Source organism: Cellulosimicrobium sp. 22598 (assembly GCF_052044445.1).
In the GTDB taxonomy this organism is placed as follows: domain Bacteria; phylum Actinomycetota; class Actinomycetes; order Actinomycetales; family Cellulomonadaceae; genus Cellulosimicrobium; species Cellulosimicrobium cellulans_G.
The window spans coordinates 206,102-226,491 of record NZ_JBQEMZ010000008.1 but is presented as its reverse complement, the minus strand read 5'-3'; the positions used below and the strand labels follow the sequence as shown (position 1 = coordinate 226,491).

20 protein-coding genes are annotated in these 20,390 nt (G+C 73.5%); 7 read left to right on the top strand and 13 right to left on the bottom strand.

Features of this window, described 5'->3' with window-relative positions; genetic code table 11:
* Window positions 1–180: 180 nt before the first annotated feature.
* Genes ACTJIY_RS11105 through ACTJIY_RS11095 form a run of 3 tightly spaced genes read right to left on the bottom strand, consistent with a single transcriptional unit; the run spans window position 181 to window position 3,391 of the window.
* A complete protein-coding gene (locus ACTJIY_RS11105) occupies window positions 181–1,128 on the bottom strand; it encodes a co-chaperone YbbN (protein WP_440674314.1) in 948 nt (315 codons plus the stop codon).
* Window positions 1,129–1,148: 20 nt separating this feature from the next.
* Window positions 1,149–2,186 (bottom strand): hypothetical protein, encoded by a 1,038-nt coding sequence (locus ACTJIY_RS11100; RefSeq protein WP_253053428.1) that lies wholly within the window; start codon window positions 2,184–2,186, stop codon window positions 1,149–1,151.
* Window positions 2,183–3,391, bottom strand: a complete 1,209-nt coding sequence (locus tag ACTJIY_RS11095; RefSeq protein ID WP_440674313.1) for a hypothetical protein — start codon at window positions 3,389–3,391, stop codon at window positions 2,183–2,185. The genes ACTJIY_RS11100 and ACTJIY_RS11095 overlap by 4 nt, the downstream gene beginning before the upstream one ends.
* 374 nt (window positions 3,392–3,765) lie before the next feature.
* On the opposite strand from ACTJIY_RS11095, the gene ACTJIY_RS11090 reads away from it, so the two are divergent.
* Together ACTJIY_RS11090 and ACTJIY_RS11085 are read left to right on the top strand one after the other, a co-directional pair.
* Window positions 3,766–5,190: a hypothetical protein gene (locus tag ACTJIY_RS11090; protein ID WP_253053426.1), complete on the top strand. Its 1,425-nt coding sequence runs from the start codon at window positions 3,766–3,768 to the stop codon at window positions 5,188–5,190.
* 3 nt (window positions 5,191–5,193) lie between these two features.
* Entirely contained in the window at window positions 5,194–5,640 is a 447-nt protein-coding gene (locus ACTJIY_RS11085) for a hypothetical protein (RefSeq protein ID WP_440674312.1), read from the top strand.
* Between the two features lie 46 nt (window positions 5,641–5,686).
* On the opposite strand, the gene ACTJIY_RS11080 is transcribed toward ACTJIY_RS11085, so the two are convergent.
* From ACTJIY_RS11080 to ACTJIY_RS11070, 3 genes are all read right to left on the bottom strand, one after another.
* Window positions 5,687–6,475: an alpha/beta fold hydrolase gene (locus ACTJIY_RS11080; protein ID WP_440674311.1), complete on the bottom strand. Its 789-nt coding sequence runs from the start codon at window positions 6,473–6,475 to the stop codon at window positions 5,687–5,689.
* 77 nt (window positions 6,476–6,552) lie between these two features.
* Window positions 6,553–7,404, bottom strand: a complete 852-nt coding sequence (locus ACTJIY_RS11075) for an alpha/beta hydrolase (RefSeq protein ID WP_440674310.1) — start codon at window positions 7,402–7,404, stop codon at window positions 6,553–6,555.
* Between the two features lie 33 nt (window positions 7,405–7,437).
* Entirely contained in the window at window positions 7,438–7,743 is a 306-nt protein-coding gene (locus ACTJIY_RS11070; protein ID WP_047232918.1) for a hypothetical protein, read from the bottom strand.
* A 202-nt stretch (window positions 7,744–7,945) separates the two neighbouring features.
* Between ACTJIY_RS11070 and ACTJIY_RS11065 the strand changes: the two genes are divergently transcribed.
* The gene (locus ACTJIY_RS11065; RefSeq protein ID WP_308202321.1) at window positions 7,946–8,917 is read left to right on the top strand and encodes an FKBP-type peptidyl-prolyl cis-trans isomerase; all 972 of its coding nucleotides are present in this window, start codon (window positions 7,946–7,948) and stop codon (window positions 8,915–8,917) included.
* 148 nt (window positions 8,918–9,065) lie between these two features.
* Complete coding sequence (locus ACTJIY_RS11060; protein ID WP_440674309.1) at window positions 9,066–9,626, top strand: phosphoribosyltransferase; 561 nt, start codon at window positions 9,066–9,068, stop codon at window positions 9,624–9,626.
* A gap of 84 nt (window positions 9,627–9,710) precedes the next feature.
* Here the strand turns inward: ACTJIY_RS11060 and ACTJIY_RS11055 are convergent, their stop codons facing one another.
* The 7 genes from ACTJIY_RS11055 to ACTJIY_RS11025 form a co-directional block, all read right to left on the bottom strand.
* Entirely contained in the window at window positions 9,711–10,787 is a 1,077-nt protein-coding gene (locus ACTJIY_RS11055) for an ABC transporter ATP-binding protein (RefSeq protein ID WP_353708760.1), read from the bottom strand.
* Window positions 10,787–11,854 (bottom strand): ABC transporter ATP-binding protein, encoded by a 1,068-nt coding sequence (locus ACTJIY_RS11050; protein ID WP_440674308.1) that lies wholly within the window; start codon window positions 11,852–11,854, stop codon window positions 10,787–10,789. Before ACTJIY_RS11050 ends, ACTJIY_RS11055 begins: the two co-directional genes overlap by 1 nt.
* Window positions 11,854–12,744: a carbohydrate ABC transporter permease gene (locus ACTJIY_RS11045; RefSeq protein WP_440674307.1), complete on the bottom strand. Its 891-nt coding sequence runs from the start codon at window positions 12,742–12,744 to the stop codon at window positions 11,854–11,856. The genes ACTJIY_RS11050 and ACTJIY_RS11045 overlap by 1 nt, the downstream gene beginning before the upstream one ends.
* Window positions 12,744–13,682 carry a carbohydrate ABC transporter permease gene (locus ACTJIY_RS11040; protein WP_439157737.1) on the bottom strand — a complete coding sequence of 313 codons (939 nt, stop codon included), beginning with the start codon at window positions 13,680–13,682 and terminating at the stop codon, window positions 12,744–12,746. The genes ACTJIY_RS11045 and ACTJIY_RS11040 overlap by 1 nt, the downstream gene beginning before the upstream one ends.
* 4 nt (window positions 13,683–13,686) lie before the next feature.
* Window positions 13,687–15,039, bottom strand: coding sequence for an extracellular solute-binding protein (locus ACTJIY_RS11035; RefSeq protein WP_440674306.1), 1,353 nt, complete (start codon window positions 15,037–15,039; stop codon window positions 13,687–13,689).
* A gap of 141 nt (window positions 15,040–15,180) precedes the next feature.
* A complete protein-coding gene (locus ACTJIY_RS11030) occupies window positions 15,181–16,656 on the bottom strand; it encodes an NAD-dependent succinate-semialdehyde dehydrogenase (protein WP_440674305.1) in 1,476 nt (491 codons plus the stop codon).
* Window positions 16,653–17,921 (bottom strand): iron-containing alcohol dehydrogenase, encoded by a 1,269-nt coding sequence (locus ACTJIY_RS11025; RefSeq protein WP_440674304.1) that lies wholly within the window; start codon window positions 17,919–17,921, stop codon window positions 16,653–16,655. Before ACTJIY_RS11025 ends, ACTJIY_RS11030 begins: the two co-directional genes overlap by 4 nt.
* 185 nt (window positions 17,922–18,106) lie before the next feature.
* Between ACTJIY_RS11025 and ACTJIY_RS11020 the strand changes: the two genes are divergently transcribed.
* The 3 genes from ACTJIY_RS11020 (at window position 18,107) to ACTJIY_RS11010 (ending at window position 20,355) form a co-directional block, all read left to right on the top strand.
* Window positions 18,107–18,847, top strand: a complete 741-nt coding sequence (locus ACTJIY_RS11020; RefSeq protein ID WP_253053399.1) for a GntR family transcriptional regulator — start codon at window positions 18,107–18,109, stop codon at window positions 18,845–18,847.
* A gap of 82 nt (window positions 18,848–18,929) precedes the next feature.
* Window positions 18,930–19,496, top strand: coding sequence for a DJ-1/PfpI family protein (locus tag ACTJIY_RS11015; protein ID WP_440674303.1), 567 nt, complete (start codon window positions 18,930–18,932; stop codon window positions 19,494–19,496).
* Between the two features lie 19 nt (window positions 19,497–19,515).
* Window positions 19,516–20,355 carry an alpha/beta fold hydrolase gene (locus tag ACTJIY_RS11010; protein WP_440674302.1) on the top strand — a complete coding sequence of 280 codons (840 nt, stop codon included), beginning with the start codon at window positions 19,516–19,518 and terminating at the stop codon, window positions 20,353–20,355.
* Window positions 20,356–20,390: the final 35 nt, after the last annotated feature.

Sequence of the window (20,390 nt, the reverse complement as noted above, 5' to 3'; positions counted from 1 at the left end):
CCCCCCCCCCCCCCCCCCCCCCCCCCCCCCCCCCCCCCCCCCCCCCCCCCCCCCCCCCCCCCCCCCCCCCCCCACCCGGCTTCGTCTCACCTGGAGCACGGTCTCGCCAGCACGACGGCGGCCGATCACCGTAGGGTGACCGGCCGCCGTCGAGAAGGGTGCGTACGCCGCGCTCGTGTCTCAGTAGAGGCTGATCGCGAGGCGCTGGCGTGCCTTGCCGACGCGGGGGTCGGTGGGGCCGACGACCTCGAAGTAGTCGAGGAGGCGGACGCGGAGCTTCTCCTTGGCGTCGGCGTCGGCGCCGGGCAGGAGGTCGAGCAGGCGACCGAGCGCGTCGTCGACGTGACCGCCGAGGATGTCGAGGTCGGCGATGGCGAGCTGGGCGTCGACGTCCTGCGGGGCGGCGGCCGCGGCGGCGCGGACCGTCGCGAGGTCGGCGTCGCGCGTGCGCTGGAGGAGGCGGACCTGCGCGAGGCCCGCGACGGCGAGCGCGTCGCGCGGGTCCTGCTTGATCGCCTTCTCGTAGGCCGCGACGGCGGCGTCGAGGTCGTCGCGCTCGATCGCGTCGTACGCCTCCTGGTGCAGCGGCGGGAGCTCGGGCTCCGGCTCGGGGGCCGGCTCGGCGGGCACCGGCTCGCCGTCGCCACCCTGGGACGGCGCCCGGCCGGTGACGCCGTTCGCCTCGGCGGCCTGGAGCACCTGCTCGATCACCGAGCGCACCTGCTCGGCGGGCGCGGCGCCCTGGAACAGCGGCACCGGCTGGCCCTGGAGGACGGCGACGACGGTCGGGACGCCCTGCACCTGGAACGCCGCCGTGATCTGCGGGTACGCCTGGGCGTCGACGCGGGCCAGCAGGAAGCGGCCCGCGTACTCGTCGGCGAGCGCGCCGAGGTCGGTGCCGAGCTGGGCGTTCGCCTGGTCGGTCGGGATCCAGAGCAGGACGACGACCGGGTACTGCGTCGAGTCCTGGACGAGCTGGCCGAACGTCTCGTCCGTGACGTCGACGACGTAGCCACCGGCCGCGGGCGCGCCGCCCTCCTCCCCCGGCGGCGGGGACTGCGGGCGGGTCAGCGCGGACAGGTCGACCGCTCCGCGCACGTCGAACGCGGGCTGGGTAGGTTCGCTCATGGTCGCAATCCTACGGAGCGTCAGGACGCCGCAACCGATGTCGCGATGTGCTCGTTGCCCACGACGCGGATCTTCTCCTCCGACCCGGCCGGCGGCACGTAGAGCGCGACGACGTCCTGGTAGCCGACCTTGAGCACGTTCGTCGGGGTCGTCGTCCCGTACAGGGCCTTGATCGTCTCCGTGTCGGGCGGGACCTGCGCGCCCTCCTCGGCCGTCATCGACTCCTGCGACGTCATGGCGCCCACGACGAGCGCGCCGCCGTCCGCGGTGCGGACCGCGCGGACCTGCTCGTCCGGGTTCGGCGTGAAGGTCAGCGCGTACGCACCGGCGGCCGGCTCGAGCGCCGTGGTCCAGGCCTGGGCGCGCTCGGCGAGCAGCGTGCGGAACGAGTCGTCCTCGAACGCCCCGGCGAAGCCGGAGCCGGTCCCGAGGTTGAGCACGTCGGCGTACTGCGCGACGGCGTCCGTGGGCGTGACGAGGAGGCTCGAGTCGTCGGGTGCGACGGCCTCGCTCCCGATGCTCGGGTCGGCGAAGCTCGGCATGGTCACGCCGGGCAGGAGCCGGACCCAGGCCCACAGCTGGTAGGCGTCCCGCGCGCCGGCCTGCTCGAGGACGGACAGGCGCGGAGTCTGCAGGCTCTCGGGCTGGACGCTCACGGCGTAGGACGTGCGGGGCCAGGTCTGCGTCGTCGGGATGACGACCTGCTGGGCCTCGGTCGGCAGCTCCGTCACGAGGTCCGCGTTGCCGCGCGCGGCGGCGACGGCGAGCTGGCTCGTGCGGATCGCGAGCGCCGGTCCGGTGACGCGCGCGTCGAGCTGCGCCGGGTCGTTCGCCTCGCTCGCCGCGGCGAGCGCCGAGGCGACCGCGTCCAGCACCACGGTCTCCTGCGCCTCGGAGAGGACGGGAGGAGGCGGGTCCTGGGTGGGGTCAGGCTGCGGCGTCGGCAGGGGCGCGGTGCAGGCGGCGAGGAGGAGCGCGCCGACCAGACCGCCGGCCACCCCGGCGAGGTGACGGCGGGCGCGGTGCGCGCGGGCCGTGTCGCGGGCGGTGCTGGTCATCGGGTGCTGTCCTTCGTCTCGTCCGTGTCGCGCTGCGGGTCGGCGGCCTCGCCCGCCCCGGTGCCGGGGGTGAATCCCCACGCCCGGCGCCAGGCGTCGGCACGTGTCGCCGCGCTGTCCTGCGTGGTCGGGTGCCCGTCCGCCGCGTCGACGGTCGGCTGCGCCGCGGTCTTGGGCCGCCGTTCGCCGCGCGCGACGATCGGGATCTGGCCGGTGAGCCAGGCACGACGCGGCTTCTGCGCGCGCGCCTGCTGCTGGGCGAGGCGGTCCGCCTCCTCCCGCTCGCGCAGCTCGCGCCGCGTGAGCATGCGCACCTGCGCGGTGTCGGTGAGCGCCTCGCCGTCCGACGTGCCGCCGTCACCCTCGCCCGACGGCGCGGTCGGCGCTGCCGCCGGTGCGACGGCCGGGGTGGCCGACGTCGCGGTACCGCGTCCCGACGGCCCCCGGCGCCGGGGGCGCAGGCTCGCCGCGCCGATGCCGAGCCCCAGGAGGATGAGGACCGCACCGCCGATCACGCCGGGCCACAGGAACGGCGTCTCGACCTGGCGCGGCCAGGACAGCTCGAGCGTCGGGGCGACGGCACCCTCCCCCACGCCGGCCACGAGAAGCTGCCAGCGGCCGGGCTGGTCGGACCAGCGCAGGGTCGCCGAGCCGGTGCCCGTCGACTCCTCGAACCACATGTCCGACCCGGCGGGGTCGACGCCGACGGCCGGCGTCTCGCCGTCGGCAGGGGTCTCTCCGTCGGCGGGGGTCTCGCCCTCCGCGGGGGCCTCGCCGTCGGCGGGCGTCTCCTCCGCCGACTCCTCCCCCTCGGCCGGAGACTCCCCGTCGGCCGGGGTCTCGCCCTCGGCGGGCGTCTCCTCCGCGGCGGACGGCTCGACGGCGCGCGTCGCGAGCGCGTCCCAGTCGCTGAGCCCGGTGACCACGCCGTGCGCGTCCTCCCCGACCCAGCCCGTCACGTCGACCTCGCGGCCGATCGCGAGGGTCACCTGCTGCTCGCCCGGCGCCGTGGCACGGATCGTCACGTCCTCGGCGACGAGGTCCAGGACCCCGGGCTCGGTGACGAGCATCGTGCCGTCCCCCGTGTACGCCGTGGTCGCCACGACCGTGTCGCTGTCCCGCCACACCGTGGCGGACGCGACGCCGAGGCCGACGGCGACGAGCCCTCCCACGAGCAGGAGGACAGCGATGATTCGTTGGAGCACCGAGGTTCCCTTCGTCGATCGACGTTCCAGAATAGGTGCGAAACCCCTCGTCGATCGACCTCGGGGAATCGTGCGCGGATCCTCACGATCCGTTCACGAGCCCCTCTCCCCTCGGTCCCACGCTCGTCAGCCGGGATTCAGGAAGAGTGCGCGCGACGCCGTCGGGCCGACCTGCGGCCCCCCCGTGCCCTCCGTCCCGCAGCACTGCGACCATCGTCTCACCTGTTCCAATCCGGGTATTCAGGACAGCCCGATCCCCGTATCCTGGTCGGAGCACGGCGGGGCCGTGGCACGACCGCCGCGCCCTCCCTCCTCGCGAGGGGACGCCGCCCGGCGGCGGACGCCGCGACGAACCAGCACCGGAGGTCATCGACGTGTCCGACGAGCGCACGCTCTTCCCCATCACGATGCGCGGGTACGACCGCGTCCAGGTCGAGGCACAGCTCGCGAAGCTGGAGAAGGCCGTGGAGGACGCGCGCTCGCGCGTCGAGGCCGCGGACGCCCGCGCCATGCAGCTCACGAGCGAGCTCTCCGACGCGCAGCGTCAGCTCCGCGAGGCGGAGCGCCCCTCGTACGCCGGCCTCGGCTCCCGCATCGAGCAGCTCATGCGCTCGGCGGAGGAGCAGTCCGCCGACATCCTCTCCCAGGCCAACGCCCAGGCCGCCGACATCATGGCGCGCGCGAAGCTCTCGGCCGGCCAGGTGCGGTCCCGCGCCGAGAACGAGGTCGCCGAGCTCCTCAACAGCGCGCGGCTCGAGTCGGAGGAGATCCGGGCCACGAGCGCGTCGGAGGTCGAGGGCACGCTCCTCAGCGCCCAGCGCCGCGCCGAGGAGCTCGTCGGCTCCGCCGAGCGCGAGGCGGCCCGCATCCAGAGCGCGATCGCCACCGAGGAGAGCGAGCGCCGCGCGTCGCTCGAGCGCGAGCTCGGCACGCTGCGCGCGACGGCGGAGCGCGAGACGACCGAGCTGCGCGTGACGACCGAGCGCGAGGCCGCCGAGCTCCGTGCCCGCGTCGCGGCGGAGACCGCCGCCCAGCGCGAGGCCGCCGAGCGCGAGGCCGCCGAGCTCCTGGAGAACGCGCGCCGCGAGGCGCAGCGCCAGGTCGACGAGGCGCAGCGGAAGGCCACCGAGGCGGCCAACGCGGTCACGTCGGAGATGGAGGAGCTGCGCGACAAGGCCCGCACCGCGCTCGCCGACGCGGAGCTCGAGGTCGTGCGCCGCCGCGAGGAGGCGGAGCGCGAGAACGCCGAGCGGCACGCGGCCGCCAAGGCCGAGACGGAGAAGCTCGTCTCGACCGCGGAGGAGCACGCGACCGAGGCGGAGAAGCGCGTCGCGCTCGCGCTGGAGCAGGCCGAGAAGGTCCGCCGGGAGTCCGACGCCTACGTCAAGGACCTCATGTCGACGGCCCGTCGCAACGCCGACCAGATCGTGGCCGAGGCGCGGTCGTTCGCGGACCAGACCGTGAGCGACGCCAAGGCGGAGGCGGAGCAGCAGCGCAACGTCGCCCAGCGCCAGCTCGAGGACCTCACGCGCCAGCACGACTCGATCAACACCTACCTCGACGAGCTGCGCGGGCTCCTCGGCGGCGAGCCCGAGGCCGCGAAGGCTCCCGCGAAGAAGTCGGCGGTCCCCGCGGGCACGCCCGCGCAGCAGGCGCGCGCGGCGACGCTCATGACGGCGGAGTTCCCGGTCGTCGCCGACGAGTCGGACCAGCAGGGCGGGCCCGCCGCCTCGACGAAGCGCCGCCCCGCCGGCCAGGTGGACGCCGAGGCCGAGACCGACGCCCCCGCCTCGGCCTGACCGGTGTCCTCCGCGGACCCCACGGGCCGCTCCGGGTCCGCTGCCGACGACTGGCGTCGGCAGCGGACCGAGGCCGCGGCGCACCAGCAGCGCGAGCTCGACCGCCAGCGCGCGCGGGAGAGCGGCGCGGCCCGGGCGCTCCTCGCCGAGTTCGTGGTGCGTGCCCGTGAGCGCGGCCTCGCGCCCGAGCCGCTGCGTGCCCGCTCGTTCGACGGCACGACCACCTACCGGACCCCGCTCAAGGGCTGGTACCTGCGCCGCAACCGCAGCGTCGCCGTCGGCGAGGACGGGGAGTTCTACGTGCTCGGTGTGCCCGGCAGCGTGCTGGGGCGCCTGCGCGGCGTGACCGTGGAGCCGTCGGACCCGCCGCTCGTGCTCGGCAAGGGCGGACGGGACGGAGAGTCGATCGACCTCGCGGACGCGCTCGCGCTCGTGCTCGACGGCCGCTGATCGGCCAGGGCGGCCCGCCGACCCGTCGTGCCGCGGTCGACCGGGCTCACGCCGCGGCGCGGGCCAGCAGGTCGGCGAGGGCGTCCGCGACGGCCGCCGGGTCCTCGACCGCGCTCATGTGCCCGGCGCCCGGAACCTGGACCAGCTGCGCCGTGGGCGCGGCGTCCGCCATGTGCTCGGCCTCCGCCGTCGGCGTGAGCGCGTCCTCCTCCCCCACGACCACGGCCACCGGTCCGGCGAACTCCGCGACGACCTGGGTGCGGTCCGGCCGGGCCGCCATGGCCCGCTGCGACCACGCGACGCCGTCGGGCCGCTGCCCGCGGATCCACTCCTCGAGCCGTGCCGTGAGGTGCTTGCGCGCGGCCTTGCTCGTCTCCCCGAGCATCACCCCCGGCATGCCGAGGACGGCGTCGACGGTCTGGGACCGCGCGGCCTCGTCCGCGATGCGCAGCCGGTTGGCGCGCGCCTCGTCGGTGTCGGCGGTCGACTTGGTGTCCACGAGCCCGAGGCCGGCGACCAGGTCGGGGTGCCGCTCCGCGAGCGCGAGCGCGACGTAGCCGCCCATCGACAGCCCCGCGACGACCGCGCGCGTGATCCCCGCCGCGGCGAGCGCGGTGGCGGTGGCGTCGGCCGCGGTGTCGATCGACGCCGGCTCGTCCGCCAACGGGCTCGCCCCCAGACCCGGGAGGTCGACCGCGACGACGGTGGGCTCGCCCGGCAGCGCGGCCGCGACGTCGGCCCACATGCGGTGATCCAGCGGGAAGCCATGCAGCAGCACGAGCGGTGTGCCGTACCCCTCGCGCAGCGTGAAGGTCTCGAGCGGGGCCGTCGTCACGTCGTCCTCCTCAGGTCGTGCGTCCGTCGTCAGGTCTCGTCCCACCGTGCCACGGCCGCGACCGTCCTGCCGAGGCTTCAGTCGTCGACGCCGTCCGACCGGCTCGCGTCGTAGCTCGCCTGGTCGGAGTCCGCGGTGTCACGCTCGGCCGTCACGGCCGCGGTCGCGTCGCCGGACCACTCGGTCGGCAGGGGCAGCGGGAACCCGGGGCGGACGTGGCCGACGATCTCGTCGAGCACGCGACGCACGGACGACTCCCCCACCCACAGGTGCTTGGCGCCGTCGACGCCGATCACCTCGGCGTCGCGCACGCGCGCGAACCGTCGGCGCGCCTCGTCGGGGCGCAGGTAGTCGTCGAGCTCGGGGACGAGCACGACGAGCGGCTTGCCGAACGCGTCCCACCGGTCGAGGTCCTCGTCCGTCGCGCGGTGCAGCGGCGGCGACAGGAGGATCGCGCCCTCCACGGCCGGGTCGGTCCCGTGCTTGAGCGCGAGCTCGGTCCCGAACGACCACCCGACGAGCCAGGGGTGCGGCAGGTCGCGAAACTCGGCGAGCTCGATCGCGGCGGCGACGTCGAAGCGCTCGGCCTCGCCGCCGTCGAACGCGCCCTCGCTCGTGCCGCGCGGCGACGAGGTCCCGCGCGTGTTGAACCGCAGCACGGCGAGGTCGGCGAGCGCGGGCAGGCGCCACGCGGCCTTCCGGTACACGTGCGAGTCCATGTAGCCGCCGTGCGTCGGCAGCGGGTGGAGCGTGACCAGGGTCGCGACCGGGTCGCGGTCCGCCGGGAGCGCGAGCTCGCCGACGAGCGTCAGCCCGTCCGCGGTGTGCAGCTCCACGTCCTCGCGCCGCGCGGGCAGGACCGTCAGGGACCGGATGGGGGTAGGACCGGCCGGGACGTCGGCCCCGGTGGGCTCGGGTGCGGTGCTCATCGTGGTCGAGCCTAGTTCCTCCGCCGCGGACCTCTACCGGGGCCGACGGCGCCCGCGCGCCTGCCAGCACGACGTGTGCCAGTGCCGACGGTGGTCGAGCGCCGTCTCGGCACCGAAGAACGAGTCCTCCTGCCAGGCCACGACGTGCCCCGTCCCGGGCGGGATCTCCTGGTTGCACCCCGGGCACAGGTACGTCTTGGACCCGCCGCGCACCGTGCGGACCTGCCACTCGCCGTCGGCCCCGGACTCGCGACGCGCGCCGCCGAGGGCACGGTCCAGGTCGAGGGGCGCGGGCTCCGCTCCCCACGGTCGCTTGCGGGACGGTCGACGGGACGGCATGCACCCATTCTCCCCCGGGCACACGGCGGGGGCGGCTCCCAGCGGGAGTCCAGGCAGGACCGCTAGAGTGTCCGCGCCGGTGCTGCACCCGGCACGCGGACGCGAGGCGACCCCGACCCGGGACGCCGACGACCGCCGTCGTGCGGGTGCGGCCCAGACCCGACGGCCCCGCGTCGTCCCACCGACCGAAGGACCCCCTCTCGTGAAGCACCGCACCCTGCGCGGCGTCGCCGCGCTCACCCTGGGCGCCGCCCTCGTCCTCTCCGGCTGCGCCTCGGAGGGCGGCGGCTCCGGCGACGAGACGTCGTCGAGCCCGTCCGCGACCGACGGCGCCAGCGACGCCGCGACGTCGTCGCCCGAGGACGTCGCGGCGCTCGAGGCCGTGACGGTCACCGGCGACCCGGGCGCCGAGCCCACCGTGGAGTTCGACCAGCCGTTCGAGGTCTCCGCCGCGGCCGCCATCTCGCTGAACGACGGCGAGGGCGACGAGATCGCCAAGGGCCAGCAGATCACCATGCACACGGCCGCGTTCTCCGGTACGGACGGCTCCAAGATGGGGTCGACGTGGGAGACGGGCTCTCCCGAGCAGCTCCTCATCGACGACTCGATCTTCCCGCAGCTCCTCGACGTCGTCGTCGGCAAGAAGGTCGGCACCCGCTTCCTGTTCGCCAACCCGACGACGGACCAGACGACCGGCGAGCCGATCACCTACCTCACCATCGGTGAGGTCACCGACGTGAAGACCATCCCGTCGCGTGCCGAGGGTGAGGCGGTCACGCCCGCCGAGGGCCTGCCGACCGTGACGCTCGACGACACCGGCAAGCCGACCATCGAGATCCCCGAGGGCTACGAGGCCCCGACCGAGCTCGTCGCGCAGACGCTCATCAAGGGCAGCGGCCCGGTCGTGACCGAGGACCAGACCGTCACCGCCCACTACACGGGCATGCTGCTCGACGGCACCGTCTTCGACTCGTCGTGGGACCGCGGCGCCCCCACGAGCTTCTCGCTCCAGCAGGTGATCCCGGGCTGGACGCAGGGCCTCGCCGGGCAGACCGTGGGCAGCCAGGTGCTGCTCGTCATCCCGTCGGAGCTGGGCTACGGCTCGCAGGGCAGCGGCACGATCCCCGCCGACTCCCCGCTCGTCTTCGTCGTGGACATCCTCGACGCGCAGTGACCCCCGCCTGACCCGACGAGGGCCGCACCCCGCCACGGGGTGCGGCCCTCGTCGCGTCCGGGACGGGTCGTGGGTCCGGGTCGTGGGTCCCGGCCCGTCGGGACCAGGACGGGCGGGCCCCGCGCGTCGCGCGACGTACTCTCGATGCATGACGGACGCCTCCACGACCCCGGTCCCCGCCGTGCCCGACGACGTGTCGTTGCCGCACCCCGCCGTGCCGCCCGAGCGCGAGGTGCTCACGTGGGAGACGTTCGGCGTCGCCGCGCGCGAGCTCGCCGAGCAGGTCGTGGCGAGCGGGTTCCGGCCCGAGGTCGTCGTCGCCGTCGCGCGCGGCGGGCTCCTGCCGGGCGGCGCGGTCGCGTACGCGCTCGGGACCAAGGGCGTCGGGACGCTCAACGTCGAGTTCTACACCGACATCGGCCAGACCCTCACCGACCCGCGCGTGCTCCCGCCGCTCATGGACACGTCCGACCTGCCGGGCGCGCACGTGCTCGTGGTCGACGACGTCGCGGACTCCGGCCGCACGCTCGCCCTCGTCATGGAGATGCTGAGCACCCACGGCGCCGAGGCGCGGTCCGCGGTGCTCTACACCAAGCCGCGCACGATCATCCAGCCGGACTACTCGTGGAAGGACACCGACCTCTGGATCACCTTCCCGTGGTCGGCCGAGCCGCCCGTCGACGGCGCGCAGCCGCGACCGAACGACTGAGCACGCAGACGACGGACCGTCGCCGCCCGGGCGAGGCGAACGGGTCGTGCTCGCGACCGCAAGCGAGCACGACCTCGTCCAGCCCTACCGCCCGGCCCCGGACAGCGCCAACCCGGTGCTCGCGTCGAAGAGGTGCGCGCGGTCCAGGTCGACGGTCACCGACAGGCGCTCCCCGGGTCGGCTCGCGACCGTCGGCCGCGCCTTGACCGTGAGCATCTCCGTGCCCACCTTGACGTCGACCAGCGTGTGGTCGCCCAGCGGCTCGAGCCCGAAGACCTCGCCCTCGACCGTCGCCTCTCCCCGTCGCTCGACCGACACGTCCTCGGCGCGCAGGCCGAGGAGCAGCGGACGACCGCGCTCCGCCGCGGCTCCCCGGGGGCGCGGCAGGGTCCAGCCCTGAGACCCGACCAGGCGGTCGTCGTCGACGTGGCACTCGAGCAGGCTGATCCGCGGGCTCCCGACGAAGCTCGCGACCCACCGGTCGACCGGCTGCTCGTACACCTCCGCCGGCGTCCCGACCTGCTGGACCGCGCCGTCCCTGAGCACGGCGACCTGGTCGGCCATGGACATCGCCTCGACCTGGTCGTTCGTCACGTAGACGAACGTCCCTCCCAGACGCCGGTGGATGCGGGTGAGCTCGGTCCGCATCTCGACGCGCAGCTTGAGGTCGAGGTTGGTGAGCGGTTCGTCCATGAGGAACGCGTGCGGGCGACGGACCAGCGCACGGGCCAGCGCGACGCGCTGCATCTCACCACCGGACAGCTGTGCCGGTCGACGCTGCAGGAGGCGTTCGATGTGCAGGAGGCGCGCGACGTCGTCCACGGCGGCGGCGATCTCGCTCGCGGAGGCACGGCGCGCGCGCAGCGGCGAGGCGATGTTCTCGAACACCGTGTACCGGGGGTAGAGCGCGTAGCTCTGGAAGACCATGGCCAGATCCCGTGCGCCGGGGGACTCCCCGGTCACGTCCCGGCCGCCCAGGTGCACCGACCCGGCGTCGAGCCTGTCGAGCCCGGCGATCGCGCGCAGGGTCGTCGTCTTGCCCGCCCCCGAGGGCCCGAGGACGACGAAGAACGAGCCGTCCGGCACCTGCAGGTCGACCCCGTCGAGGGCCTGGACCTCCCCGAACGCCTTCCTGATCCCGTAGGTCGCGACGGTTCCCATCAGGCCACCAACCTCTCCGAGTCGCGGTCGTAGACGGGCGGCGGCCCGCCGACGTGCCGCACGCCGACGGGCGTGTCCGCGACGAACCGTGCGGTCGGGGGCATCCGGACCCGGACGTCGTGCTCCCCCTCGCACTCGACGACGTAGATGGTCTCGTCGCCCAGCGCCTCCGCCGAGACCACGCGGCCGCGGACCGCACCGTCCGCTCCCGGCGCGGTGACCTCCAACGCCTCGGGCCGCACGCCGGCGACCAGCCGACGACCGTCCGGCAGCCCGGACGGCACCGGCAGCGCGAGCCCGCCCCCGCCCCGCAGGGCGCCGTCGGCGACCTCGACGTCGACGAGGTTCACCGGCGGCGAGCCGATGAACGCGGCGCAGAACAGGCTCGCGGGCCGGTCGTAGACCTCCATGGGCGTGCCGACCTGCTCCACGCGGCCCTTGTTGAGGATCGCGATCCGATGGCCGAGCGACATCGCCTCGACCTGGTCGTGGGTGACGTAGACCATCGTCGCCCCCAGCTCTCTCTGCAGGTGCTTGATCTGCGACCGCATGTCCGCGCGCTGCTCGGCGTCGAGGTTCGTGAGCGGCTCGTCCATGAGGAAGGCGCGCGGCCGCCGCACCAGGGCGCGGGCCAGCGCGACCCGCTGCTGCTCCCCGCCCGACAGCCGCGTGGGCCGCCGGTCCAGCAGCGGACCGAGCTGCAGCATGCGAGCGGCCTCGTCGACTCGACGACGCACCTCCGGCTCCGGGACGCCCTCGGCGCGGAGCGGGAAGGCCACGTTGTCACGGGCCTTCAGGTGCGGGTACAGCGCGTAGAACTGGAACACCATGGCGATGTCGCGGCCGCCGGGAGGCAGGTCGTCGACGCGCGTGTCGCCGATGTGGATGGTGCCCGACGTCTGGCGCTCCAGGCCCGCCACCGCGCGCAGCGTGGTGGTCTTTCCGCAGCCGGAGGGACCGAGCATGACGAACAGCTCGCCGTCGCCGATGGACAGGTCCACCTCCTCCACGGCGACGGTCCCGTCCGGGTAGCGCTTGTGCAGGGACGCGATCTCGATGCCCGCCATCAGCGTCGCACCGCCCCGAGCGTGACGCCGGCGACGAGGTGCTTGCGCACCAGGTAGGCGAAGACGAGCACCGGGATCGCGAACACGCAGGCGGAGGCAGCCACGAGCCCCCAGTCCACGGTGGTGCCGCCGATGAGGCCGGCGATGGCCGGCGGTGCGGTGCGCACCTCTTGGCTGGAGGTCAGGAAGATGGCGTACACGAACTCGTTCCAGGAGAAGATGAGGGCGAAGACGGCGGTGGCGGCGATCCCGGGCACGAGCAACGGCAGGGTGATGCGCCGGAACGCCTGGAGGCGGGTGTGACCGTCGAGCATCGCCGCGTCCTCGTACTCCGGTGGCACCTCGTCGACGAAGCCCTTCATCATCCAGATCGTGAAGGGCACGTTGAAGGCCGTGTAGATGAGGATCAGGCCGAGCTGGGTGTCGATGAGCCCGAGCGTGCGGTACATGAGGAAGATCGGGATCACGACGACGACGGGCGGCATGAACCGCGTGGACAGGATGAAGAACATCTGGTCCTTCTTCGCCCTCAGCGTGAAGCGCGAGTACGCCCACGCCGCCGGGACCCCGAGCACGGTGGCCAGGATCGTGGACGTCCCGGCGACCACGACGGAGTTGAGCAGCGCGGTGGAGAGGTCCGACGCACCGCCGCCCGACGCGACGAACACGTCCCGGTAGTGGTCCAGGGTCATGTCGAAGCCGAAGAACTTCGCCGGGACGGCGTAGACGTCCCGGTTCTCCTTGACGGACGTCTCGAGCATCCAGAGCACCGGGAAGAGCATGGCGGCCGCCAGCACGGCCAGGAGCGCGACCTCGACCGTCTTGCGGACCCGGCCGCGGGGGCTGCGTGCGGGCCGTACGCGTACGGCCACGTCAGCAGAGCGTGCCATCAGCCCTCCTTGAGCTTGTTCAGGTAGCGCAGGTAGAGCTGCGCGAGGACGATGACGACGACCACCATGAGGATCCCGTAGGCCGACGCGGTCCCCGTGTTGAACCCGAGGAACGCGACCTTGTAGACGTGGAACGACAAGGTCTCGGTCGAGACGCCGGGTCCTCCGTTGGTGAGGATGTAGACGAGGTCGAACATCCGGAACGCCTCGATCGCACGGAACATCACGGCGATGAGGAGCAGCGGCCACACCAGCGGCAGGGTGATGTTGCGGAACCGGAACCACTCCGACGCGCGGTCGATGGAGGCCGCCTCGTACAGGTACCTGGGGACCGCGGTCAGGCCGGCGAGCGCGATGAGCATGATGAACGGCGTCCACTGCCAGGTGTCGACGACGACCAGGGAGAGCATCGCCGTCTGGCGGCGGGTGAGCCACTCCACCGGCTCGATCCCGAGCGAGCCGAGCACGCTGTTGACGACGCCGAACTGCGCGTCGAGCATGAAGCGCCAGAACAGCCCGACGACGACGGGCGACAGCATCATCGGTACGAGGAACAGCGTGGTGAGAAGCCCACGACCACGCGTCCGACGGGAGATGAGGTAGGCGATGCCGAAGCCCAGCACCGTCTGCAGGGTGACGGCACACACGACGTACACGAGGGTCGTCAGGGCCCGCTGCCGGACCTCCGGCGAGGTCAGGACGTCGACGTAGTTCGCGAACCCGACGAACTCCGCGGGTGCGGAGCCCGTCGCCGAGTAATCGGTGAAGGAGAGGAACAGCGCCCACAGCAGCGGGAAGACCGACATGGCCAGCAGGAGCAGCATCGCCGGGGAGATGAACGCCACGGCGAGCCCACGGTCGCCGAGCCGAGGGGCCCGGACCGGTGCGGGCGGCGCCGACGTCCCGTCCCGCACCGGGGAGTTCTTCGTCAGGACCATGGGTTCACAGCCCGCCGCTGCCGCCGGAGTCCAGGACCTCCTGCTGCTCGACGGCGATGCTGTCGAGAGCCTCCTGCGGGTCCATGGCGCCGTTGAGCGCCGCGTTCACGCTCGTGTTCTCGATGTCGACGAGACGGGCGTACTCGGGCACGTTCCACATGTCGCGCATGCGCTCCACGGAGTCGGCGTACACCTGGTTGAACGGTCCGGCCTCGAGGAACTCCGGCGACTGCAGCGCGTCGGTGCGGGCCGGCACGCCGCCCGCCGCGGCCCACTTCTGCTGGGTGTCGGCCTGGAGGAACCACTTCATGAAGTTCAGCGCCTCCGCCTGCCGGTCCTCGGGCGCGTACGCCGAGATGTGCATCCCCATGCCGCCGAGAGGCACCAGGTCGGTCTCCTGCGTCGGCAGGGTCGCGAAGCCGAGCTTGTCGAGGATCTCCTCGCGCGTGGAACCCAGCGTCGACTGCGCGGGATCGAGCAGGCCGCCGCTCGCGGCGATCCAGTTGAACGCGATGCAGGCCTTGCCCTGCGCGACCGCCGCGTTGACCTCGTCGATGAACCAGTTCCCGGAGCCCGTCGCGGTGAGCGGCTTCATCTCGTTGACCAGGACGTCCATCGCCTTCTGGCCGGCCTCGTCGTTGATGACGCCCTCGATCTGGCGCTCCTCGGCGTCCCACAGGTTCCCGCCGTACAGGCCGTTGACCGTGTTGTAGGTGACGGCCGCCGCGTCGGAGCCGTTGGCCTGGTGGAAGGCCAGCCCGCTCACGCCCGGGTTCTCGGCCTGGCACTGCGCCGCGACGGAGATCATCTCGTCCCACGTCGCCGGCGGCTCGTCGCCGATGAGGTCCTTCCGGTAGATCATCGTCCAGGTGTCGCCGAGCAGCGGCAGGCCGTACATGCTCGCGTCCTCGTCCCGCTGGCCCGTCTCGGCCTGGGGGTACTGGCCGTACGCGGCCAAGAGGTACGGGTCGAAGGCCTCGGTCTCGACGTTGCCCTCGATGAAGTCGGTGATGTCGAGGATGTTGCCGTTCGTCACCGCCTCGCCGATGTGCTGCGAGTCCAGGACCGCGATGTCGAAGTCGGTCTGACGTGCCGCGAACTGCGTGAACATCGCGTCGTGCCAGTTGGCGTTCGGCACGGTGTTGACCTCGACGGTCACGTTCGGCCGCTCCTTGGTGTACTCCGCGTTCGCGAAGTCCTCGAGTGCCTGGGCCGGGGGCCACTCGAACCAGATGAAGCTCAGGGTCAGCGGTTCGTCGGTCAGCTCCGGGACGGTCGCCGGCGCCTGGGCGCCACCGCCCGCCTCCTCGGTGCCGCCCCCTCCACCGCACGCGGCCGTGACCGCCGCGGTGCTCATCGCCATCAGGACCGCGGCCGTCGCCAGCCGCCCCCGTCGGCGGGGAAGTGATCCGTGCCCCGCTCGCATCGTGCTCCTCATCGAGTCTCCTGCTTCCTGGGTCGGTGTTGCCGGACTGTTGCTGCTACTGCTCGTTCACCGTCACCAGGACGTGGCGACGTAGTGGGCCTCCATGAACTCGAGGAGACCTTCCGTGCTCCCCTCGCGGCCGAGCCCGCTCTGCTTGGTGCCGCCGAACGGCGCGGCCGGGTCGGAGACCAGTCCGCGGTTGAGCCCGACCATCCCGGACTCGAGCCGCTCCGAGAGCCGCAGGCCGCGGGCCAGGTCGCCGGTGTACAAGTAGCTGACGAGGCCGAACTCGGAGTCGTTCGCCAGGGCGAGCGCCTCCTCCTCGTCGGCGACGCGGACGACGGGGGCCACGGGGCCGAAGACCTCCTCGTGCAGGAGGCGTGCGTCCCGGGGGACGTCGACGAGCACCGTCGGCGGGTAGAAGCAGCCGGGCCCGTCGACGGGCTCCCCGCCCAGCACGGCACGCGCCCCGCGGTCGATCGCGTCGCGGACGAGCTCGTCGACCTTGCGGACCGCGTCGGCGTTGATGAGCGGTCCGCACCCGGTGCTCTCGTCGACGCCGGGGCCGACCGTGACCTCCGCCATCCGGGCGACGAGTCCTTCGACGAAGACGTCGTGCACGGCGTCGGCCACGAGGAAGCGGTTGGCGGCCGTGCACGCCTGGCCGCCGTTGCGCATCTTGGCGACCATGGCGCCGTCGACCGCCGCGTCCACGTCGGCGTCGTCGAGGACGACGAACGGGGCGTTCCCCCCGAGCTCCATCCCGCACTTGAGGACGCGGTCCGCGGCGACGCGCAGCAGCCGTCGACCCACCTCGGTCGAGCCGGTGAACGACAGCATGCGCGTGCGCGGGTCGGACAGCATCGCCTCGACGACGGGGCCCGCGGTCGAGGTCGTGACGACGTTGAGCACCCCTGGGGGCATCCCCGCCTGCTCCAGCAGCGCCGCCACGGCGTACGCCGTCAGGGGCGTCTCCGTCGCCGGCTTGAGCACCGCGGTGCATCCCGCTGCCAGGGCCGGTGCGATCTTGCGGGTCGCCATCGCCGCGGGGAAGTTCCACGGCGTGACGAGGACGCTGACCCCGACGGGCTGGTACGTCACCACCATCCGGTTCGCGCCGCTCGGGGAGCGGCCCAGCTGACCGCGCAGGCGCACGCCCTCCTCGGCGTACCAACGGAAGAACTCGGCGGCGTACGCCACCTCGGACCGCGCGTCCGGCAGCGCCTTGCCGTTCTCCAGCGCGATCAGGCGGGCGAGGTCCTCGCTCCGCTCGATCATCAGCTCGAACGCTCGCACGAGGATCTCCGCACGGTGGCGGGGAGAGGTCGCCGCCCACGCGGCGGCCGCGTCGGCGGCCGCGCCCACCGCCGCCCGGGCGTCGTCGAGGTCGGCGTCGGCCACGGTCGCGAGGACCTCGCCCGTCGCGGGGTCGCGCACGTCGATGCGCCGCCCGCTGCCCGACGCGCGCCGCTCCCCCGCCACCAGCAGGTCGGTGGGCACGTCGAGCCCGTCGAGAACCGGACGCATCGTCTCGTGGAGAACCGTCATCGCACACCTGCCGTCGTGGTCGTGGCCGCCTGGGGCCGGGCTTCTTCTCGCAGCGAGCGCCGGTCGCCGGAGTACGCGGCACGCACGATGCGTTCCAGGGCGTCGACGTCGAGCGGGCGGGGGTTGTTCTCGACCAGCCTCGTGGCCTGGAACGCCTGCTCGGCGGTCCAGCGCAGCCGGTCGGACGGCAGGCCGATCTCCGCGAGGGTCGACGGGATCCCCACGGACCGCAGCAGGGCGGCGCTCCGCTCGATCGCCTCGTCGGCCAGGACCTCGGGAGACTCGTCGGGGTTCGCACCCATCGCCACGGCGACCGCGGCCAGCTCGGGGACGCGGGCGGGTCGGTTGTACTCCATCACGTACGGCAGGAGGGCGCCGACGCCGACCCCGTGCGGGGTGTGGGTGAGCGCCCCGACCGGGTACTGGAGCGCGTGCGCCGCGGCGGTGCCGGCGCTGCCGAGGGCGAAGCCTCCCGCGGTCGCCCCGAGCATCATCGCCTCGCGGGCCTCGGCGTCGCCCGGGGCCTCCACGGCGCGCCGCAGGTTCTCGGCGACGAGGCGCACCCCCAGGAGCGCGTACGTGTCGGTGAGCGCGTTCTTGCCGACGAAGACACGCTCGGTGGCGAGCTCCGGGGTCGCCGTCCGACGAACCGCGGTGAACGACTCGACCGCGTGAGAGAACGCGTCGGCCCCCGCGCTCGCGGTGAGCGACGGGGGGCACCCGAGCGTGAGCTCCGGGTCGCACACGGCCGTGTGCGGGACGAGGTGCGGGCTGGAGATGCCGACCTTGCTGACGCGCCCGGGGTCGGTCAGCACCGCCACGGGCGTCACCTCCGACCCGGTGCCCGCCGTGGTGGGCAGGGCGACCACGGGGACCACCGGGCCCGGGACGCGGAGCTCGCCGTAGTAGTCGGAGGCCTGCCCGCCATGGGCGATCACCACGGCCACCGCCTTCGCGAGGTCGAGGCAGCTGCCTCCACCCATGCCGACGACGACGTCGGGCCGCACGCGGTGCGCGAGCGCGGCGCACTCGGCCACCTGGTGCACCGGGACGTCGGGCAGCACCTCCGCGAACACGGTCACGTGGACGCCGGCGCCCTCGATCAGCCGGACCAGCTCCGCGAACTCGTCCGTCCCCCCGAAGCGAGCGTCGGTGCAGACGAGGGCTCGGGACCCGAGGGACGCGGTCACCGCCCCGAGGGCGTACCGCTGCCCTGGGCCGAACAAGACCTCTCGCGGCCCGCGCAGAAAACCGAGGATGCCCATGGGAAACTCCGGGAGATAGAGGGTGGAGTGAGAACTGCGGTCGATTCGCGACCGCCCTTGGTCACGACAGGTGCACTCGTTCCGATACGATCGGATCCGATCCGATCCGATCCAGATCATGGAGCAGTCGAACAGCCGGTGTCAACAGGTTCTTCTGCCCGGCGCACGAAAGGAGCCCGCACGAGGTGGACACGCTAGCGACCGACGAGCGCGACGAGCGGACCGACGAGGACCGGCGCGAGCCGGTGGCGAAGAAGGCTCGCAGGCGGCCCGCCGACCAGGTCTACGACACGCTGCTCACCCAGCTGATGTCGCAGCGGATCGAGCCCGGTTCCCGCGTCACCGTCGACGCCCTGGCGCGCGAGCTGGGGGTCTCGCAGACACCGATCCGGGACGCGCTGAACCGCCTGGAGGCGGACGACCTCGTCGTCCGCGTCCCCAACGCCGGCTACCGGATCCCCCCGCAGATCACGCGCGACCGGTTCGAGGACATGCTCGAGGCGCGCCTGCTGCTCGAGCCGGCAGCGGCGCGGATGGCGGCGGAGCGCGCCTCGACGAAGCAGCTGGCCAGGCTCCGCGCGGTGCTGGACGAGATGGCGACGCTCTCCGACGGGCACACGGCGTACGGCGAGTTCGGGCTGCTCGACGCCGCCTTCCACGACGTCGTCGCCAGGAGCGGCGGGAACCGCGTGATCCACGAGGCCCTCGCCCGGATGCACGCGCACGTGCACCTCTTCCGGCTGGTCTACGACGCCCAGGTCACCGACCTCGCCACGAGCGAGCACGAGGAGGTCCTCGCCGCGGTCGCCGCGCGGGACCCCGACGCCGCCGCCTACGCGATGCGCCGGCACATCCTGCTGTCCGGCGAGCGGATCCGCCGGCTCTTCGACGAGGAACCGGGTGGTGACGACGCGTCGAGGGGTTGACGGATCGCGCGGCCCGGTGAATCCTGTGCAGATCCGATCGGATCGGATCATCCCATTCGACGACGAGTGCGAGGAGAAGCAGGTGCCCAGAGCTCTGCTCCTGACCGGCGACGCTGCCGAGGAGCTCGACACGATGTATCCGTACTACCGCGTGCAGGAGGGCGGCTGGGACGTCGACGTGTCGTCGCGGACGACGCGCGACGTCCAGCTCGTCATCCACGAGTTCGACCCCGGTTCCGACGCCTACGTCGAGAAGAACGGGCGCAAGCTGCCGGTCGACGTGCCGTGGGCCAAGGTCGACGTCGAGCGGTACGACGCCCTCATCATCCCCGGCGGCCGCGCACCGGAGTGGATCCGCGTCGACCCCCACGTCCGCCGCATCACGGAGCACTTCTTCGCCCGCGACCTGCCCATCGCGCTGGTGTGCCACGGCGCCCAGGTCCCCGCGGTCTACGGGCTCCTCAAGGGCCGACGGACGGCCTGCTTCCCGCCCATCACGGGAGACATGGAGAACGCCGGGGCCACGGTCGTCGACGCACCCGACGTCGTCGACGGCAACCTCGTGTCGTGCCGTGGCTGGCCGGACATGCCGCAGTTCGGCCGCGTGATGATGGAGGTCTTCGACAAGTCGGTCGGCGCGGACGCATGAGCGCGGGTCACAGGTTCCGGTGACGACGCGTCGGACCGTCGCGGTCGCGGGTTCTCCCGTCCACGTGGTCGAGGACGGAGAGGGGCCGGCGGTCCTGCTGCTGCACGGCTCGGGCCCCGGCACCACCGGGTCCGGGGCCTGGGCAGCGACCGCCGAGGCGCTGCGCTCTTCCTGGCGCGTCGTCGCTCCGGACCATGCGGGCTTCGGGAGGACGCCGCTCCCACCGGGCTCGCGGGGCGGGTTGCGCGTGTGGACCGACCAGGCCGCGGGTCTCATGGACGCCCTCGGCCTCGAGTCCTACGCCGTGGTGGGTCACTCGATGGGTGGTGCCGTGGCCCTGGCGCTGGCGGCTGCACGCCCCCGGAACGTCACGTCCGTCGTGGGTGTCTCGGCGATGGGCGCACCGGGGGCGCCCCTGTCGGCGGACCTCGACGCCGTCTGGGCCGCCTCCCCCGACCGAGACGGGGCGCGGGAGATGCTGAGCCGGCTGTTCCTCGACCCGGCGCACGTCACCGGGTCGGCCGTCGACGCACGGGCGGCCGCGATGCGCGCCGGGGCGGAGGCGTTCGCGTCGATGTTCCCGCCGCCCCGGGCGCGGTGGTCGGAGGACCTGACCCTGTCGACGCGTCAGCTCTCCGCGGTCCGCGCGCCCGTCCTGCTCGTCCACGGCGCGCAGGACCGCGTCACCCCCTTGAGGACCACGGCGCTGCCGCTCCTCGATCACCTGAGCGACGTCCGCCTGCACGTGCTCGGGCGATGCGGGCACGTGCCGGCGGTGGAGCACGCTCCGGAGTTCGTCCGCCTGCTGAGGGACTTCCTGGCGAGGTCGGCGCTCGAACCGTCCGGTGCCGGACGGTGAGCGAGGGGCCCGGAGCCGCAGCGTCCTGCGGCTCC

Bases quoted from the DNA above. Each gene is read 5' to 3' on its own strand.
- ACTJIY_RS11105 (WP_440674314.1), bottom strand. From the start codon at position 1,128: ATGAGCGAACCTACCCAGCCCGCGTTCGACGTGCGCGGAGCGGTCGAC.
- ACTJIY_RS11100 (WP_253053428.1), bottom strand. From the start codon at position 2,186: ATGACCAGCACCGCCCGCGACACGGCCCGCGCGCACCGCGCCCGCCGT.
- ACTJIY_RS11075 (WP_440674310.1), bottom strand. From the start codon at position 7,404: ATGAGCACCGCACCCGAGCCCACCGGGGCCGACGTCCCGGCCGGTCCT.
- ACTJIY_RS11070 (WP_047232918.1), bottom strand. From the start codon at position 7,743: ATGCCGTCCCGTCGACCGTCCCGCAAGCGACCGTGGGGAGCGGAGCCC.
- ACTJIY_RS11060 (WP_440674309.1), top strand. From the start codon at position 9,066: ATGACGGACGCCTCCACGACCCCGGTCCCCGCCGTGCCCGACGACGTG.
- ACTJIY_RS11055 (WP_353708760.1), bottom strand. From the start codon at position 10,787: ATGGGAACCGTCGCGACCTACGGGATCAGGAAGGCGTTCGGGGAGGTC.
- ACTJIY_RS11050 (WP_440674308.1), bottom strand. From the start codon at position 11,854: ATGGCGGGCATCGAGATCGCGTCCCTGCACAAGCGCTACCCGGACGGG.
- ACTJIY_RS11045 (WP_440674307.1), bottom strand. From the start codon at position 12,744: ATGGCACGCTCTGCTGACGTGGCCGTACGCGTACGGCCCGCACGCAGC.
- ACTJIY_RS11040 (WP_439157737.1), bottom strand. From the start codon at position 13,682: ATGGTCCTGACGAAGAACTCCCCGGTGCGGGACGGGACGTCGGCGCCG.
- ACTJIY_RS11035 (WP_440674306.1), bottom strand. From the start codon at position 15,039: ATGAGCACCGCGGCGGTCACGGCCGCGTGCGGTGGAGGGGGCGGCACC.
- ACTJIY_RS11030 (WP_440674305.1), bottom strand. From the start codon at position 16,656: ATGACGGTTCTCCACGAGACGATGCGTCCGGTTCTCGACGGGCTCGAC.
- ACTJIY_RS11025 (WP_440674304.1), bottom strand. From the start codon at position 17,921: ATGGGCATCCTCGGTTTTCTGCGCGGGCCGCGAGAGGTCTTGTTCGGC.